Source organism: Mycolicibacterium rhodesiae (genome assembly GCF_002086695.1).
GTDB classification, from domain to species: domain Bacteria; phylum Actinomycetota; class Actinomycetes; order Mycobacteriales; family Mycobacteriaceae; genus Mycobacterium; species Mycobacterium rhodesiae.
Map to the genome: position 1 here is coordinate 83,592 of NZ_MVIH01000001.1, position 17,456 is coordinate 101,047.

Here is a 17,456-nt window from a genome sequence, read left to right on the forward strand (position 1 = left end):
TAAGCCTTAGCTGGCCGATCTCAATTGCATTGGCATCAAAGATCTCTCAGCTATCGGTTTCGGATTACTCTTCGGCGAGCCGATTCGACTGGGGCCACCATGCGCCGTCCACGTGGTCGGTTTCGGCGAGGTTGGGTGATATCTGTAGGCGAAGGCCGGCATCGGCGGGGGACATGGGCAACAACTTTCCTGGGCACTGATGAATGTCGTCAGACAGGCCACCCCTTGACGCCTGTCTGCGCTGGGGCCGCAGCTTATCGATGATGCGTAACGCGAGGAATGTCGATATGAACGCCGGGCAACCACGGGTCGTCATCTTCTCCAGAGGCCAAACGCCCGGCAGTCGAACGGCTGACGAATATCGGCCAAACACCGACATGTATCGGCGACCCCGCGGCGATGATGACGCTGGCGTGCCACAGCAGCCATATCGCAAGGAGATGAACTCGATGCGGACCGTCTTTCATGAAAACCTTGATGAGCTGAACGGACAACTCGCCAAAATGTGTGGCCGGGCCGGCGTAGCGATGAAGTCCGCGACGCACGCGCTGCTCGCGGCGGATTTGTCCGCGGCAGAGCAGGTGATCACCGCCCACGACCAAATGGTGGGTATGCGCAGCGACGCCGAGCAGGCCGCGTTTGCCCTACTGGCTCTGCAACAACCGGTTGCGGGTGACCTGCGGGCGGTCTTCAGCGCCATCCAGATCATTGCCGACACCGAACGCATGGACGCCCTGGCCGTGCACGTGGCCAAGATCGCCCGGCTGCGCTATCCCGAACACACAGTCTACGGGGAAGTGAGCGACTGCTTTGCCGAAATGGGAAGGCTCGCAGTCGGTCTGGGTGAAAGTGCCCAGCAGGTGTTGCTGACCGGAGATCCGGCCGAGGCAGCCCACCTGCGCGAGCAGGACACCTCGATGGATGATCTTTATCGCCGATTGTTCAGCTTGCTGATGAGCCCCTCCTGGGACCACGGCATAGCCGCCGCAGTCGATACCGCGCTGCTCGGTCGTTTCTACGAGCGGTTCGCCGACCACGCCGTCGAGATCGGCCGTCGAGTCGTGTTCATCGCCACGGGCGCGTTGCCACCCGAGGACGACATCTCCACTTACTGACGGCTACCCCCCTTTTTCAGGGTTCGACGCGCCCGCGGAGCCGGCAAGCGTTAGATTTTTCTTTGTGTTTGCGCGCCCCGCCCCGAGTTCCGATACGGCTGCGGAGCGCAAAGCTGATCTGGCGCAGGCCGACGTATTTCGGGTCGAATTACGCCGGCAGGTCGAGCTCCTCAATGGCGAATTACGTGGTCTTCGGTCGGAGCTGGCGCGCTGCCAGATGCGCAACGAGACCACCGCGGTGCGCCGCATACAGCGCGAGTTGCGTTGCGTCACGCTCGAGCGGCGCGACCTCGTCGACATGCTCGCGGCGCTCGATCAGCGCTTCTCACCTGATCGATGCCGTAGCGAGCGCGGTGTCAATGTGGGTGCTTCTCGACAGGATTTGCAGGGGAGTCGCCACCAGAATGGCTAGGGCGCCTCGCACGCGGTGACGGATTGTGGGGTGATCACCAGATGAGCGGGCTGCGATTGCCCGTAGTAGTGAAAGCGACGCTTCCAGTTCGAGATGTGGCGTAGTTCCACGGCGGCGTAGGACGGCTGCAGGTAGTAGCGCCATGCGATTTGGGCTGCCACCGCCGGCGGCGGCATTCCTTGCACTGCAGTCGCGTGTCCGCGGACGATGAGCCGTCGCGTGCTGTGGCTGCTGCGCTCGCCGCCGAACAGCAGCGCTACCTGTGGGCGTGCCAATACATTTCGGACGGTCCATGACGCCGCCGAGGTCGTGGCGTAGATCCGACCGCAGTGCGTAACAAACCACAGCGGTACTGCGAACGGCGTACCCGCCGCTGACCGGCTGCTCATGATCATCACTCGCGACTTACGCACTGCTGCAGCAAGATTCGTCGGGTAGTTCGGTACATTGAGGTCCGGCACGGCGTCAAGCGGGGTGAACTCCGGTGGGGGAGCTGGGTCAGCGAGCGGTTTCGGCGACTCACGCAGTGCGCCGTAATCCCAGGCGACCATCCGCGTCGGTGTTATCTCATAGGACTGATCGCCCACAGAGCGGGCGACACCCCGAAACATCAATGACCGCAACCGGAACCATTGCGGGCCGTCGTCCGCGATCACGACGACTTGGCGACCGCAAAGGTCTGGTGCCTCCTTCGGCACCGTTACGATCCGGGGCGTCCCCAGATCGTTTGGTGTCTGAAGTGTCGCGCGCACCGGGTATACGGAGATTTGACCGTCGACGGTGACGGCTAACGCCACACGCGGTGGGCACAAAGCCAGATCGGTGACATCGCTCACCGCGACATCGCGAACGATCTGCGGATGACGCCGCATGACTGCTACGCGTAGGAGACCGAAAGCTCGTCGAGCGCAAGTCGGGCGTCACGCTCGACGAACAGCGGGACATACTCGCGCACTGGCGCACCACGAAATCTAGCGTGCAGATCGTTGACCACTTCAGCGACGGCCGCCGGCGTCATCGTCGGATAGGCGGCGCAGAGACGCTCGACTATTTCGCTCATCCGCGCCCGCTCGTCCACCGACCTGACCATCAGCCAAGGTTTCCACCAGGTTCATTCGTCGTCAATATCTGGTTTGACCTGGCCTCATTGCTCTTCACCGTGAGCCCGGCCAGTCACGGTGACCCCGTACGGCGACCTGAACCCGCTTGCGGTGAGTCCTTACCGAGTCGATGGACACGCCTCGACCCGGTTGCGGCGAGTCGGACGTCGCAACCGGTTGCGTATTAAATTGATCGTGCAAGCAAACAATCTACGTGTACGAAAATAAATGGACCAAATTCGTCATAAACTGACGAGAATTTGTGCACACATCTGTCCAGCTAACTGTTACGGTTGCAAATGTCGGCCTGAGCGGTCGTTCAGGCCGACGCAACGGGTTGGGGATGGGCCCAGGGCTTTTCGGAGTTTTTGTACTGATCGCAGTGGTTAAGCCGCAGGCACTGTGGCGGGGGTCCAAATCACGCCGGACTGGGGACGTCTGCGTTCTCAGCTAATTCACAGGGATCAGCAACATCAGTATCCGGATCGGGGATCCGGGCTCCGAAGGGAAAAACTATGTCCGAATCAATGGCGATGGGCAAACACCGTAAAGCGGAAGTCAATCGAGCCTCGGTGGCCAGGAAGGCCGCTGGGGGCGCGATGATCGGGGCCGCTCTGACGGCCGGGGTCACCGGTGCATTCGGCGCGGCCACCGCGTCGGCCGCGCCAACCGCTCCGGCCTGCAATGTGGCACCGCTGTGCGCCGCGCTGCCGGCCAGCTCACTGGTCGGGGACTCTGGGGCCGGTGCCGTCACGCAGGCTCTCCTCCAAGCGAATGCCGCGCCGGGGGTCCCCGGGTTGGATCCCATCACAATCATCAACGCGTTCGCCGAGCCGATCCTGGCCAATCCGCTGACGCTCGTCTTCACCGGCGGGATGATCGGCGACGGGACACTGCCCGGCCAGAACGGTGGCTTCCTCATCGGCAATGGTGCCGCCGGTGTGCTGCCCGGCCAGAACGGTGGCAACGGTGGACTGTTCTACGGCTCCGGCGGTAACAGCGCATTCGCCAACGGTGGCAACGCCGGATTCATCGGCAACGGCGGCAACAGTGCCACGGGCGGCAACGGCGGCAACGGCGGCGCGTTCGCGGGCAACGGTGGTACGGCGGGCACGGGCAATGGCGGCAATGCGGGATTGTTCGGCAACGGCGGAAGCAGTGTCCTTGGCGGCAACGGCGGTAATGGTGGCCTCATCTACGGCAATGGCGGCGAGGGTGGCGCCGGGAACGTGCTGACTGCGGGTGATGGTGGCCGCGGCGGCAACGGCGGCTTCTACGGCAACGGCGGCAATGGTGGCGACGGCAGCGCGCTCCTCGGCGGCAAGGGCGGCAACGGCGGTGACTCCGGCGGTATCGGCAACGGCGGCAACGGCGGCGACGGCACCACCGACGCGGTGACGGGCACGCCCAATGACGGTGGTAACGGCGGTAACGGTGGCCAGTTCGGCGGCAACGGCGGTAGTGGTGGCAACGGCAGTTCCAACCTGGCCCTCACCGGCGACGGTGTCGGCGGCAACGGCGGTCGCGGCGGCGCGTCCGGCGCGTTCGGCGATGGCGGCAATGGCGGTACCGGTGGAAACGTGCTCTCGACCACCGGGACTGCGACCGGCGGCACTGGCGGTCGCGGCGGTCATTCCGGCCTCGCCGGTTCCGGTGGCAACGGTGGTACGGGCGGCACCGGGACGTCGGTGACGGGCACCGGCGTCGGTGGCGACGGCGGAAATGCCGGTCGCGGTGGCACATTCGCCGGTAACGGTGGCAAGGGCGGCACGGCGGGCAGCGGTATATCCACTGGGACCGGAAACGGCACCGGCGGCACCGGCGGCAACGGCGGGGGCGGCGGGGCGTACACCGGCTCGGGCGGCGACGGCGGCAACGGCGGTCCGGGTGTTGCGGTCACCGGCGTCGGCACCGGAGGTAAGGGCGGTAACGGTGGCACCGGCGGTGGCCTGGCCGGCAGTCGTCCGGGCCACGGAGGCAAGGGCGGCACCGGCACGACCAGCAACGGCGCGAACGGCCAGGACGGCTAAGTTCCGTCTGCGGGGGGTGGGTGGCTCCGGCTTCGCGCCGGGGCCACCCACTCAATTCTGTTCGGCTGGAACCGGTTTGGGCGAATAGGCGATCCGCATGCCGGGGTCAGCGGCCGAAGTGTGCCCGTCCGGCGACACCGAGGAGCATGAGTACGATTCCACTGCGCGGTAGCCTGCTGCGATGTCAATGGCGGCCGATCCCGTGAGGACGTATGTCGAAACCCGCAGCGCGGTGGATGCTTCTCCACGGCACGCCGCTTGATCCCCGCGTCTGGGATGCGGTCCGCGCCTACTTGCCTGAAGATTCGGTTGCGCCCGACCTCAACCGACCGCAGCCCGGTGGTCTCCTTCAACAGCGCCTCGCCACCGCGGTGTTGGACGACGAGCCCGACGGGCCGCTGATCGTGGTCGGGCACTCCCTCGGTGGCCAGGTGGCCCTGGAAATGGCTCTGCTGGCGCCGCAACGAGTTCGCCGATTGATCCTGGTCTGCACTCGCGATATTCCGGTGCCCGAATTTCGCAGTGCGGCAGAGGCATTGCGCGCGGGAAAGGAACTCGACATCGCGGCCACCATCGCACGCTGGTTCACCGCATCCGAGATCGCCGACAGGGGCCCGGTGGTCCGAGACGTTCGCCGCCGCCTGACAACGGTGTCACCGTCGGCTTACGCGACGACCTTGGAAGCGCTGGCAACCTACGATCGCCGGGCAGAGCTTGCGCAGATTCAGTCGCCGGCAGTGCTGCTCTGCGGCCGACTGGATCTTGGGTGCACCCCCGAGGTGATGTCGGCACTGGCGGCTGACCTGCCCGAGGCCCGTCTTCAGATCGTCGACGGGTGGGCCCACATGTCTCCGTTCGTCCAGCCCGCCGACTTCGCGGAGCGGTTGCTGAACGCTGCGGAATGAGGCAGTGGCGGCAAATCGACTCCGCTGCTGCGCCAGGTCCCGTATACACAGATGCATGAAAGCGTCTGCTCATATCGGTCGAGTCGGTGGTCTGGCGATCGCGCTGGGTATCGGTGCGGCACTGGCCTCGTCGACGGCGGTCGCATGGGCGGACGCCGACGACTCCGGCAGCACGCACCCGGCGGCCTCTTCGGCGCGTGGCCATGCGGCCGGTCCGAATGCGCCGCGAGCAACCAAAACAGCGCCCAAATCGGTGCCCAAACGGCCCACTCCCACGCAGAAGGTGGAATCCACGGCGGCGAAATCGACCGTCCGGCCCGCCGCTGATTCCAAGAAGTCGATCAACTCCGCGGAACTTGCCCTGGCCACCGTGGTCGGCGCGTTGGAAACCTCAGCTACCCAAAGCAGGTCTGCCCGGGCGGTGGCCGCGGAACCGACCGCAGCCGCCTCCACGATGACGAACTCCTCCGCCGTGGCGCACATTTCGGCGCCACCGAACTTGACCGAGGTATTTCAGCAGCTGGTCTACACCCCGCTGCACGTGGTCGTGCAGGCCTGGATCGCCAGTGAGATCGGCAGGCAGGTCGATCACTTCGTCAACTCCGCTGCTGGGTCCTACGTAATCGGCAACGGCGTAGACGGGACCGAGGCCAACCACAACGGCGGCGCGGGCGGGTGGCTTCTCGGCGACGGCGGCGCCGGATGGAACAGCACCGAGGCAGGTGTGTCGGGCGGTGCAGGTGGTCGAGCCGGCGTACTGGGCAACGGCGGAGCCGGTGGAACCGGCGGGGCGGGGGCTGACGGCGGTGCGGGCGGTGCCGGCGGCCTGCTGATGGGGATCGGCGGCGCAGGCGGTAACGCCGGCGCCGCTGTCGTCGGCGCTGCCGGAGGGCGCGGGGGTGCCGGCGGCGACGCAACCGGCCTGATCTTCGGTGTCGGCGGACACGGCGGCGTCGGCGGTGACGGTACCGACGGCGGACGAGGCGGTAACGGCGGCAACGGCGCGACGTTCCTGGGCAGCGGTGGCGACGGAGGCAACGCGGGTAAGAGCGATGTGGGTGGAGCTTCCGTAGGTTTGCCGGCGCTCGGCGGTGCCGGCGGCTCGGCCGGCTGGCTCGGAAACCATGGCGCCGTAGGCAACTCGGGTGTACAAGCCGCGGCTGCGCCCGCCACCGGATCGGTACCGCCGCTGTCGCAGATCGGTACCTGGCTCACCAACGGTGCCGGGCAGGCCGTCCTCCTGCATGGTGTCAACGAGGTCTACAAGCTTGCACCGTACGAACCGTCCGCCAGCGGGTTCGATGAGCAGGACGCACAGTTCCTGGCCGACAACGGGTTCAATGTGGTGCGGCTGGGCGTTATCTGGGCCGGTGTGGAGCCGCAGCCGGGAGTGATCAACACCGCCTACCTGGACTCGATCAAAGCCACGGTGCAGATGCTGGCCGACCACGGTATCTACACCGTCATCGACATGCACCAAGACCTCTACAGCGGCAGCTTCTACGGCGAGGGTGCTCCGGAATGGGCCTCCGACGGCGGGGGACGGCCCAACAAGAACTCCGGATTCCCGGGAAACTATTACGTCAATGGCGCCCTCGGCCATGCCTGGGATGCGTTCTGGGGCAACGCTGATGCGCCGAACAATATTGGGCTGCTGGACAATTACGCGCTGAGCTGGCAGCACGTCGCCAGCTATTTCGCGGGAAACTCCGCGGTCATCGGCTACGACATCATGAACGAGCCGTTCCCTGGCTCGAACTATCCGGTCGCGCTGCTCGGTGGCTCGTTCTTCGTCACGCAACAACTGACTCCGATGTACAACCAGGTCGCTGCCGCGATCCGCTCGGTTGACGGCACGACACCGCTCTACCTGGAGCCGCCCAACCCCGCGGTGACCGAAGTCCCGACCCTGCTCGGCATCCCCATTGCACTGCTCGGCCGCGTCGCTGACCCGAACTACGTCCTGGCGTTCCACAACTACTGCGGCCCAATCGGCGGTGCGCTGTGTACCAAGATCGCCAATACTCTTGCGGTACAGGCCGAGAACTACTCCAAGCGGCACAAGGTCCCGGCGATGATGAACGAATTCGGCGCCACCAGCGACATCGCCACGCTCACCAAGGAGATGCGCTCCGGCGATCGCTACTTCATGAGCTGGGCTGAATGGGCCTACACCGGAGCCGGCGACATCACCGGGTCGCCGGATGTCGAGGGTCTGGTGTACGACCCGACCAAGCCGCCGGTCGGCGACAATGTGAACACCGGCAATCTATTGACCTTGGCATCGCCCTACCCGCAGCTGGTGTCGGGCACACCGAAGTCGTGGTCGTTCACCAACGGCACCTTCACGTTTGGCTATTCCACCGCCAAGGTCGACGGGTCCGGACAGTTCGCCGACGGTTCCCTGACCACGATCTCGGTGCCAGCGGTGGAGTTCCCGAACGGATACCAGGTCACCGTCACCGGCGGCCAGGTCGTTTCGGCGGCCAACGCCGCCCAACTCGTGGTCGCATCCGATTCCGGTGCGACCACGGTCAACGTCGTGGTGAGCCCCGCCCCGTGAGCAGCACGTGCGTCATCCAGCGATACCGGACAGCATCACCCCGGCCGGATCGTACGTGTGTCGGATGGCGTTGAACCGCTGCAGGTTCGGCCCGAGGTATCGCGCGAGCGGATCGCCGCTCTCGGGGTAGTTGATGTAGCCGCCCACCGACGCCGACCCCAACGCCCGGTGCGCGGCGGTGAGCCAGTCTGTTGCCGCATCGGAGAGGGCCTCGGTGTACCACTGGACGGATGCCGCCTGTCGACGCCACGGGAAGGCGCTTGCCGCCGGATCCACATCGCCGACGGCGCCGGACAGCGACTCCACGACCGCCGTCGCCGAACCCGCGCCGCCCGGCCACGATGCCATCGCGGTGACAATGGACTCTGCTGCCGTCGAGGTCATTTCGCCGATGATGTCGGAGCCGGCGACAAATGCGCGTGGCACTCGGGCGGAGTCACCGCCTTCGAAGTAGTGCACGAAGTCCATCCGGTCGAGCGTGCGGGTTCGGGTCGACGACGCCGACAACCCGGCCGCGGCAAGCATGTCGCCGGCGACTGCGGGCCCGTGTCCCGGCGGAGTAGCCAGGATCACCGTGCATCGGCCAGGGCCGTCCCCGACGGTGATGTTGACCATCCCCCAGATGTCGCGATCGGCCGCCTGCTGCCACTGCTGCCAACCGGCTATCACCGCGGCGGCGGCGTCCATCGGGAAGGCGACGGTGACCACGTCGCGATCGGTGCTGGGGAAGGTGCGGAACGTCATCGAGGTCACCACACCCAGATTGCCGCCCCCGCCACCGCGCAGCGCCCAGAACACGTCCGGATGATCGTCGGCGGACGCGGACAGGATCTCGCCGCTCGGCAGTACCAACTCCGCGGATACGAGCGCGTCGCACGTCAGCCCGTGCAGGCGGGCGTCCGAGCCCAGACCGCCACCGAGCGTCAATCCCGCGACGGCGACCGTCGGACAGCTGCCGGAGGGGATCAAACGGCTGCGAGGTGCGAGTGCGGTCTGAACGGAATCCAGGTCGGTCGCGGGGGACACCGTCATCATGTCGCCGCCGGCGTCGACGCCACCGGGCAGTCGGCGCAGATCGATCACCAAGGTGGCAGGCAGCGACGACGCACCGATGTAGGAGTGCCCGCCGCTACGCACACTCACCCCGATGTGGTTGCTCGACGCGAACTCCGCTGCCTTCTGCACGTCCGCGACGGAGACAGCCGCCAGGACCGCCGCCGGGACAGACCCGTCGAAGCGTGAATTGAAGGTGTCCTTCGCCGCCGCGTACTGCGGGTCGGAAGGCAGGAACAGTGGGCCATCGAGCCGGCCGCGCAGGCCTGCCCAGTCCGGCGGGCCGGGACTCGACACCGCGCGGGGTGTGCCGGTGCGGCACGCGCCCAGTAGGGCTGCGCCCGCGAGCCCGCCCACTGCCCGCCGGACGAACTCCTGGCGGGACATCTGCCCCGACACAGGGGCAATGCTAGTGCTACTCCAGTACGAAAACCGGGATCAGGCGATCGGTCTTGGTCTGGTATTCGGCGTACGGCGGGTACGCCTCGACGGCCAGCTTCCACCAGTGTTCGCGCTCTTCGCCGGAAACCTCGCGAGCGGTCAGCGTCACGGTCGTTTCGCCATCCTGGGCGGTCACCGTGGGATTGGCCTTGACGTTGAAGTACCAGGACGGGTGCGCCGGGTCACCGCCCTTGGAGGCGACCATCGCGTACTTGCCGTTCTCCTCGACGCGCATCAGCGGTACGTAGCGCTTCTTGCCGGACTTGGCTCCGGTGGTGGTGAACAGGACGACCGGGCGGTCCATGATGTGGACTCCGTCGGTGGTGCCTTGCTTCAGAATCTGTTCGGTCTGCTCCCGCACCCAATCAGTGGGGCTCAACTCCGCGTTCTCAGTCATGGACCGCTCAACTCCTCTCGTGTTTCGACTATTCCCTCATCTTGGGCGCGGTAACCGGTGCTGTGCGCCGGAAACCGCGCCGGATCACGACGGCGGGCCGGTGCAATAGGTCCTCGGCGGCATGGTCCAGATGCGTTGTTTCGTGCCAGGTGGGCACAGATCGAAATCGGCGGCGTCTGCGCGCTTGACCACTCTGAAGTCGGCGGAGCTGTCGCTGCAGGCGGCGGGTTCGAGAGTGTTGCCGCGGTTGGGGTGGTCGGCGGTCGGGGTGCCTTGGATCGCCGCGTAGCACTGGCCGGTCTGGAGGTTGGGCAGGAAGCACACGGCGTACGCGTCGTTGGTCCAGCGCGCGAAGTCGGTGTCGGCCCGCTTGCCGTCCGGGCATTTCGCATCCTGCACGCCGGCGCTGACGACTTCGAAGACGCCCCGGGGGTCGTCGCAGCTAATGATGTCCTTGGTGCCGATAGCCCCCGAGCCGAGCGCCTCGCCGGTGATGCATTGACCGATCTTGACTGGGGGAGCGAACTTTTCAGCTGCTGTGTGCTCACCGGCCGAGTCGGCCACCCTGCCGACTGCGCCCGCGAGACCGACGGCGATGAGGATGGCGCCCGCGGTGATCAGGCCGCGGCCCGCGGTCGACCGCTGCGGCGGCATCGGTGGGTAGCCAGGCGGTGGGTAGCCAGGCGGTGGGTAGCCCGGTGGTCCGTAACCCGGCGGTGGGGGATAGCCGCCAGGGTAGGGCGGCTGCATGCGGCGGGCCTTGGACCGATCACGCAGACCGAGGACCAGCAGCAGCACTCCGACCGCAGGGATCAGCAGCGTGAACATAAGTTCGCCGATAAGCAAAAATGGCTTGCCGTCGGCAAGCAGCGCAGTGGAGGCCGAGTAGCTGAACAGGGTCACTGGTCGTTGACTCTAGCCCCCATCGCATTAGCCTGCGGGAATGACCGTTGATACCGCGCGCGTGCAAGTGGCAGTACTCGACGACTACCAGAACGTGGCGTTGACCATGACCGATTGGTCCGCGGTGTCCGGCCGCGCCGACGTCACGGTGTTCAACGACCACGTGTCCGATCCCGACGAACTCGTCGCGCGTCTGGTCCCATTCGACGTCATCTTCGTCATGAGGGAGCGAACCCCGTTGCCGCGCAGCATCATCGAACGCCTGCCGAATCTGAAGATGATCGCCTCGACGGGCCCGTTCAACGCGTCCATCGACATGGCGGCCGCCGCTGACCATGGCATCCATGTCGGGACCACGGGCGGCACCGTGGCATCGACAGTCGAACTGACGTGGGCCCTGATCCTGGCCGGCGCGCGGGATCTGGTCACCGAGGCGCGGTCGGTGCGCGACGGCGGATGGCAGACCGGGGTCGGCCGCGAACTGTCCGGCCGGGTCCTCGGCATCCTCGGGTTGGGCCGCATCGGTGCCCGCGTCGCCCGCATCGGCGAGGCGTTCGGCATGGACGTCATCGCCTGGAGTCAGAACCTCACCCCGGAGGCGGCCGCCGAGGCCGGGGCGACCTACGTCGACAAGGACGAGCTGTTCAGCAGGTCCGATGTCCTGACCATCCACATGAAGCTCAGCGAGCGTTCCACCGGCCTTGTCGGCGCGGCCGAGCTGGCGCGGATGAAGCCAACAGCGTTGCTGGTCAACACCTCTCGTGGTCCGATCATCGACGAGGCGGCGTTGGTGGACGCGCTGCGGTCCACCACCCTGAAGGCCGCGCTCGACGTCTTCGACACCGAGCCGCTGCCGCACGGGCATCCGCTGCGCACCCTCGGCAACGTGATCGCCACCCCGCACATCGGTTACGTCGCCGACCGCCCGTACCGCATCTTCTTCCGCGACGCGGTCGCCGCTATCGCGGAGTGGCTCGACCGCCGCTGATCAGTAGGCGTTCGGGTCCTCCTGCACGGCTACCGGCACCGGATGCTGGTAGAGCCGTGACGCGTTCTCCCACGTCACCTTGCGGATGATGTCGTCGGGCAGCCCGCTGATCTGCTCACGGATGGTGCGCTGAGTGTGCGGCCACGTCGAGTCGCAGTGCGGGTAGTCGGCCTCGAGCAGGATGTTGTCCGCGCCGATGCGGTCGTACTGGATGAACGAGGACTGGTCCTCGACCGCGCAGAACCGGAAATTGCGGGTGAACACCTCCGCCGGGGTCAGCGTTTCACCCAGCGCCTTCCACGTCCCGTACATCTCGTGGTAGCTCAGCATGTGGTCGAGGCGGTCCAGCAGTCCCGCCACCCAGCCGATTCCGCCCTCCGACAAGCAAATTCGAAGGTCCGGGTACCGGGTGCACACACCGGAGTACAGCCAGTCGACCGCCGCGCTGATCGCGTAGGCGAAGAACAGCACACCCGGCACGTCCGGCGGGGCGTCATCAGTGGTCGACGGCGAGGTTCCCGACGAGCCGATGTGCAGGTTCACCACCGTCCCCGTGTCCGCGCAGGCCGCCATCATCGGCTCCCAATAGCCCGAGTGGATGGTCGGCAACCCGAGCAGCGCCGGGTTCTCGCTGAACGTCACGGCGTGAAATCCACGTTCGGCGTTCTCGTAGATCATCTGCGCGCCGACGTCGGGGTCGAGCAGCCACGGCAGCTGGCAGGGGATGATCCGGTCCGGGTAAGCCCCCGCCCAGGCTTCGATGTGCCAGTCGTTCCAGGCCCGCACCGACGCCATCGCCAGGTCCCGATCGGTGGTCACCTGCTGCAACCGCTGGCCGGCGAAGCCGGGCAGGAAGGACGGGAAGTTCAGCGACGCATAGACGCCGTTGATGTCCATGTCCTTGACCCGCGCGTGGATATCCCAAGCGCCGCGGCGCATTTCGTCGAACCGGGCCGGCTCGAAGCCGTACTCCGACACCGGTCTGCCGACCACCGCGTTGAACCCGACGTTGGGCAGCGACTTGCCGTCGTACATCCAGGTCTGGCCGCCGTCCTCGGTGTCGATCACCCGCGGTGCCCGGTCGGCGAACTTGCTCGGCACCCGGCCCTCGAAGGTGTCCGGCGGTTCGACGATGTGATCGTCGACTGAGATGACGGTGTAAAACCGTTCTGCACGTTCGGGTTCGGGTAGAAACGTCACCGTCCGATCGGCGCCGGTCTTGGCGGTGGTGAAGCTCAGATTCGACTGCAAATCCTCGATGGAAGCCATGGCAGGAGTTCCTTTCAGTCCAGCACGCCGCGGTCGGCCTTGATGGTCATCCGAGCCGCCCCGGCCCAGTACACGTCTGCGGCACGTTCGATCAGCGAGGCGCGCATGCCGACCAGGTCGCCGTGATTCATCCTCGACGGCTCGCGCCCGCTGACCAGCACGTCGTAAGCCAGTCGGCACACCCGCTCGATCGACACCGCCCGGTACACCGCCGCGGCCAGATCATGCCCGGTGGCGATCACGCCGTGATTGGCCAGGATGATCAGGTTGGCCGACCCGATCTGGCCTGCGAGTTCGGCTGCGCGCCAGGGAGCGTCGATCTCGCCGTCGTACTTCTCGACCAGATACATGTCGTCGAGGAACAGTGCCCCGGTCTGGTGGACGAGCTCGGGCAGCATTCCCAGCGCGGCGATGAGGCTGACGTAGTACGGGTGGTTGTGGATCACCACCCGGGCGTCGGGTCGCTGCCGGTGGATCTCGGTGTGCAGGTGGATGGCCGGGGTGACATCCCAGCGGCCGCGGACCACGTGCGCGTCCTCGTCGACGACGCAGATGTCGGATGCGGTGAGCTCCTGCCACCACAGTCCCCACGGGTTGACGAACATCTCGGTCTGTCCGTCTGGTTGCCAGGTGATGTGGCCGGCCATGTTCTCCGCGAACCCGATGTCGGCGAGGTGGCGGAACGCGATCGCCATCTTCTGCTCGTCGGTGAGGTCGACGCCGATGGGCGGCATCGTCGAGGGCGCCCATACTCCAAGGCCGCCCCGGCGCACTTCCGGTGTGCTCATGATTGCTCCAGTATCGATCGAATATCCTCGCGGAGTTGGCCTTTGGCGATCTTGCCGCCGGACGAGCGCGGCAATTCATCGAGCACCTCGAGCCGTTCCGGCAGTAGCTCTTTGGAAACTCCCTGCGTGAGCAGGTGCTCGACGAGGTCGGTAAGCACGAGCGTGTCACCGGGGCTCTTGAGTTCGGCGAACACGCACACCCGCTCCCCGAACAGAGGATCGGGCATGGCCACGGCCGCGGCCACCGCGATGGCGGGGTGGCCGGCCACCGCCTCCTCGACTGCGACCGCGCTGATGTTCTTGCCGCCGCGCAGGATGAAATCCGAGGTCCGTCCCGCCAGCACCAGGTAGCCGTCGTCGTCGAGGTCGCAGATGTCGCCCATCCGCATCCAGCCGTCCCTGGTGTAGAGCTTGTCGTGATCGGTGCCGTCCAGATAGCCGAGGCTGAGCGCCGGCCCGCGGCAAGCAGGCTGCCCCCGACCGGATTTCGTGACATCGTCGTCGCCGTCGAACAGCCGGACCTGCATCTCCGGGACGATCCGTCCGGCGGTCCGCAGTCGATGGTGCAGCGAGTCGGCGACGGTGGTGGCGCTGAGCATGCCGGTCTCGTTGGAGCCGTAGAACTGAAGGATCGTGACGCCGGTCAGTTCTTCGAACCGTGCCGCCTGGGTATACGGCAGCGGCTCACCGCCGGTGAACACCACCCTCAGACTGGACAGGTCATGCTCGCGCGAGGCGTCGTTGGCCAGGAGCATCATCAATTGCGTACTCACACAGCACAACACGGTCGCCCGGTGGCGTTCGATCGCGGCGCATGTCGCCGCGGCGTCGAACCGCTCGATGCGCACGGTCGTCGCCCCCAGGTAGATGGGCGTCGTGTGGGAAGTCCAGATCCCGAAGCCGAACGGAGTAGGGATGACCGGTAGAAAGACGTCGTCGGCAGTCAGCTCGCCGTTGGCAACCGCTTTCTGATGAAAGTAGTGCCACCGATTCTGGTTGTGTACAACACATTTCGGTAGCCCGGTGGTTCCCGACGTGGAGTTGATCAGGAACGCGTCGTCGGGACCGACCGGTGAGAGTTCGGACATGTCGGCCGCAGCGGTGTCGATGGTGAGGTCGCCGACCCCGATCACCACGGCCCGCACCGAGGCGTCGGCGGCGGCCTGCGCGGCTGAAGCGGCCCGCCCCTCGTCGCTGACGAGAAGCGACGGCTGCGCCGTCCGCATGATCTGGATGGCCTCGCGGACCCCGGCGCGCGCTCCGAGGCCGACGCTCACCGCGCCGCAGCGCTCGATTGCCACCAGCAGGACGTGGATGGCGATGCTGTCGCCGTGCCAGACCGCCACCCGCTCGCCCGGGTTCACGCCCAGAGCGTGGAGCCGCAGGGCCAGGTTGGTGGCGGCGTTGTCGAACTCCGACCAGGTGAGCGTCCGGTCCGGGGGGTTGAGGGTGAAGTCGACGTAGGCGGCTTTGTCGGGGGAGCCTGCCGCGTTGCGGCGTACGCAGTCGGACAGCGTGGTGTCCGTCCACCAGCCGGCGGCCCGGTAACGCGCCGCTTCGGCGCTGGTCACGAGGGCGGGGTCAGCCATCACCAAATCATATGAAAATAAGGAGTGACGTCAATGATCCCAGTGCCGCACCATCGCGGGGTCGACCATCCCCGCCGAACCGGGGTAGTGCTGAGCCGTGATCAGATGCGCGGCGGCGAGGTCATGAGCCCGACGGGCATCGCCGGCCTCGATCGCATCGATAACCTGCCGGTGCTCCTCGAGGACCGCTAGTCGCTCGTCCAGCGGAACGATGCCGTCGTCGCTCACCCGGGTCGACCAGCCCTGCTCGTGCGCCGACCACAGCGTCTCGAGCGCCCCCGCCAGCATGATCATGGTCTGGTTCCCGCACAGCGCGACCAGTGCTTCGTGAAACCTGCGGCTTGCCGAAATCGCACTCTGGAAGTCGTCGGCGGCGTCCACTGCTTCGGCGTGCAGTTCACGCAGAGCCGGAACGACGGTGTGTTCGCGGTCCGCACGGTCGGCGCACAAGGCGGCGCACGCCGGCTCCATCTGCCGTAGCGCCGCACCCACATCCGACAAGCTCACGTCTTGCGAACCGAGCACCAGACCGATCGTGTAGGCGACGTTCGCGGCGTTGGGTCGGCGCACCACCGCGCCGCCGAGCTTGCCGCGCCGCACCCGCAGCAGTCCCTCGGCTTCCAGGATCCGCATCGCTTCGCGCAGCGACGGCTTGCTCACCGGGAACTCGCGCAGCAGTTCGTCCTCTTTGGGCAGGATGCTGCCGTCGGCGAGTTCGCCCAACAGAATTCGCCGTCGCAGTTGATCGGCGACCTGCTCGGCGAGGCGGCGGAATTGAATCGTTGGTTCTGACACTTGTTCTCGTCTGCGGGTAAGTGTGTGAATCGTACAAGGGATGAACGCCGACACGAGGAGAGAAGCGATGGCGACGATGACGGCGGTCGGTTCGTACGCGGGCCTGCCGATCGACGATCCGCAGGCACTGCAAGACGTCCAGATCGACATTCCCGAACTGCGTCCCCGCGACGTGCTGGTCGAGGTGGCTGCGGTCTCGGTCAACCCGGTCGACATCAAACGGCGTCAGGCGCTCGAGCCCAGCAGCACGCCGGTGATCCTCGGCTTCGACGCGGCCGGTGTCGTCACAGCCGTCGGACCGGACGTCAGCACGCTGTCGGTCGGTGACGAGGTCTGGTACGCCGGTGACATCTCCCGGCCCGGGACCAACGCCCAGTTGCACGCCGTCGACGAGCGGATCGTCTCGCGCAAGCCGCGGTCGCTGTCCTTCGCCGACGCGGCGGCATTGCCGTTGACGACGATCACCGCGTGGGAATCGCTGTTCGACCGATTCGAACTCAGCCGGGAGTCACGCGGTGACCTGCTGATCATGGGCGCCGCCGGCGGCGTCGGTTCGGTGATGATCCAGTTGGCCAAGGCCCTGACCGGCGTGCGGGTGATCGGCACCGCGAGCCGCGCGGAGTCCCGGCAGTGGGCCGCGGACCTGGGCGCGGACGCGGTGATCAACCACCACAACCTGCGCAGCGAGGCCCTGGCCGCCGCACCCGACGGCATCGACTGGGTGTTCTCGCCGCACTCGGCGGGCAATGTCGAGGACTACGCCGAGATCCTGAAACCGTTCGGCCACGTCGCCGCGATCGACGACCCGAAAGACCTGGACCTGATGCCGCTCAAGACGAAGAGCATCGCCTGGCATTGGGAGTTCATGTTCACCAAGCCGCTGTTCGGGCTGCCGGGCCAGCAGGAACTGCTCGCCGCGACGGCCCAGCTGGTGGATGACGGGATCATTCGCAGCACCGTCACGAACACGATCGAGGATTTCAGCGCCGAGGGTCTGCGCGAGGCTCACAAAGCGGTCGAATCTGGCCGCATGGTGGGCAAGGTCGTGGTCCGCCGATGATGGCCGGAACGGCCGACCATACCCTTCGGGCAGGTCAGCAGTCGCAGC

17 protein-coding genes are annotated in these 17,456 nt (G+C 66.4%); 7 read left to right on the forward strand and 10 right to left on the reverse strand.

All coding sequences use genetic code 11. The features are described 5' to 3' along the window. Positions 1–64: 64 nt before the first annotated feature. Entirely contained in the window at positions 65–379 is a 315-nt protein-coding gene (locus BST42_RS30420; protein ID WP_353961510.1) for a DUF5994 family protein, read from the reverse strand. A gap of 70 nt (positions 380–449) precedes the next feature. Here BST42_RS30420 and phoU point away from each other — a divergent pair, with 70 nt between their 5' ends. After that, complete coding sequence (gene phoU / locus BST42_RS00430) at positions 450–1,115, forward strand: phosphate signaling complex protein PhoU (protein WP_083117206.1); 666 nt, start codon at positions 450–452, stop codon at positions 1,113–1,115. A gap of 64 nt (positions 1,116–1,179) precedes the next feature. Then, entirely contained in the window at positions 1,180–1,527 is a 348-nt protein-coding gene (locus BST42_RS00435; protein WP_083116603.1) for a hypothetical protein, read from the forward strand. Here BST42_RS00435 and BST42_RS00440 read toward each other — a convergent pair. Continuing rightward, entirely contained in the window at positions 1,524–2,183 is a 660-nt protein-coding gene (locus BST42_RS00440; RefSeq protein ID WP_165760753.1) for a pyridoxamine 5'-phosphate oxidase family protein, read from the reverse strand. The genes BST42_RS00435 and BST42_RS00440 overlap by 4 nt on opposite strands. A 221-nt stretch (positions 2,184–2,404) precedes the next feature. Continuing rightward, complete coding sequence (locus BST42_RS00445) at positions 2,405–2,617, reverse strand: three-helix bundle dimerization domain-containing protein (protein WP_083116605.1); 213 nt, start codon at positions 2,615–2,617, stop codon at positions 2,405–2,407. 525 nt (positions 2,618–3,142) lie between these two features. Between BST42_RS00445 and BST42_RS29490 the strand changes: the two genes are divergently transcribed. From BST42_RS29490 to BST42_RS00460, 3 genes are all read left to right on the forward strand, one after another. Beyond that, entirely contained in the window at positions 3,143–4,657 is a 1,515-nt protein-coding gene (locus BST42_RS29490; protein ID WP_165760754.1) for a hypothetical protein, read from the forward strand. Between the two features lie 212 nt (positions 4,658–4,869). After that, complete coding sequence (locus tag BST42_RS00455; protein WP_083116606.1) at positions 4,870–5,562, forward strand: alpha/beta fold hydrolase; 693 nt, start codon at positions 4,870–4,872, stop codon at positions 5,560–5,562. A gap of 55 nt (positions 5,563–5,617) precedes the next feature. Further along, positions 5,618–8,125 carry a cellulase family glycosylhydrolase gene (locus BST42_RS00460; RefSeq protein ID WP_083116607.1) on the forward strand — a complete coding sequence of 836 codons (2,508 nt, stop codon included), beginning with the start codon at positions 5,618–5,620 and terminating at the stop codon, positions 8,123–8,125. Between the two features lie 12 nt (positions 8,126–8,137). Here the strand turns inward: BST42_RS00460 and BST42_RS00465 are convergent, their stop codons facing one another. From BST42_RS00465 to BST42_RS29845, 3 genes are all read right to left on the reverse strand, one after another. Beyond that, positions 8,138–9,577: an FAD-binding oxidoreductase gene (locus tag BST42_RS00465; RefSeq protein ID WP_110918416.1), complete on the reverse strand. Its 1,440-nt coding sequence runs from the start codon at positions 9,575–9,577 to the stop codon at positions 8,138–8,140. Positions 9,578–9,593: 16 nt separating this feature from the next. Further along, positions 9,594–10,016, reverse strand: coding sequence for a nitroreductase family deazaflavin-dependent oxidoreductase (locus tag BST42_RS00470; protein ID WP_083116609.1), 423 nt, complete (start codon positions 10,014–10,016; stop codon positions 9,594–9,596). Positions 10,017–10,100: 84 nt separating this feature from the next. Continuing rightward, positions 10,101–10,919 carry a hypothetical protein gene (locus BST42_RS29845; RefSeq protein ID WP_083116610.1) on the reverse strand — a complete coding sequence of 273 codons (819 nt, stop codon included), beginning with the start codon at positions 10,917–10,919 and terminating at the stop codon, positions 10,101–10,103. Positions 10,920–10,959: 40 nt separating this feature from the next. On the opposite strand from BST42_RS29845, the gene BST42_RS00480 reads away from it, so the two are divergent. Next, positions 10,960–11,907, forward strand: a complete 948-nt coding sequence (locus tag BST42_RS00480) for a D-2-hydroxyacid dehydrogenase family protein (RefSeq protein ID WP_083116611.1) — start codon at positions 10,960–10,962, stop codon at positions 11,905–11,907. On the opposite strand, the gene BST42_RS00485 is transcribed toward BST42_RS00480, so the two are convergent. Genes BST42_RS00485 through BST42_RS00500 form a run of 4 tightly spaced genes read right to left on the reverse strand, consistent with a single transcriptional unit; the run spans position 11,908 to position 16,348 of the window. After that, positions 11,908–13,176 (reverse strand): amidohydrolase family protein, encoded by a 1,269-nt coding sequence (locus tag BST42_RS00485; protein ID WP_083116612.1) that lies wholly within the window; start codon positions 13,174–13,176, stop codon positions 11,908–11,910. Between the two features lie 14 nt (positions 13,177–13,190). After that, a complete protein-coding gene (locus BST42_RS00490) occupies positions 13,191–13,964 on the reverse strand; it encodes a class II aldolase/adducin family protein (protein WP_083116613.1) in 774 nt (257 codons plus the stop codon). Continuing rightward, entirely contained in the window at positions 13,961–15,553 is a 1,593-nt protein-coding gene (locus tag BST42_RS00495; protein WP_083116614.1) for a class I adenylate-forming enzyme family protein, read from the reverse strand. Before BST42_RS00495 ends, BST42_RS00490 begins: the two co-directional genes overlap by 4 nt. 30 nt (positions 15,554–15,583) lie before the next feature. Beyond that, a complete protein-coding gene (locus tag BST42_RS00500; protein ID WP_083116615.1) occupies positions 15,584–16,348 on the reverse strand; it encodes a FadR/GntR family transcriptional regulator in 765 nt (254 codons plus the stop codon). A 67-nt stretch (positions 16,349–16,415) separates the two neighbouring features. Here BST42_RS00500 and BST42_RS00505 point away from each other — a divergent pair, with 67 nt between their 5' ends. Beyond that, positions 16,416–17,408 (forward strand): zinc-binding alcohol dehydrogenase family protein, encoded by a 993-nt coding sequence (locus tag BST42_RS00505; protein ID WP_083116616.1) that lies wholly within the window; start codon positions 16,416–16,418, stop codon positions 17,406–17,408. Positions 17,409–17,456: the final 48 nt, after the last annotated feature.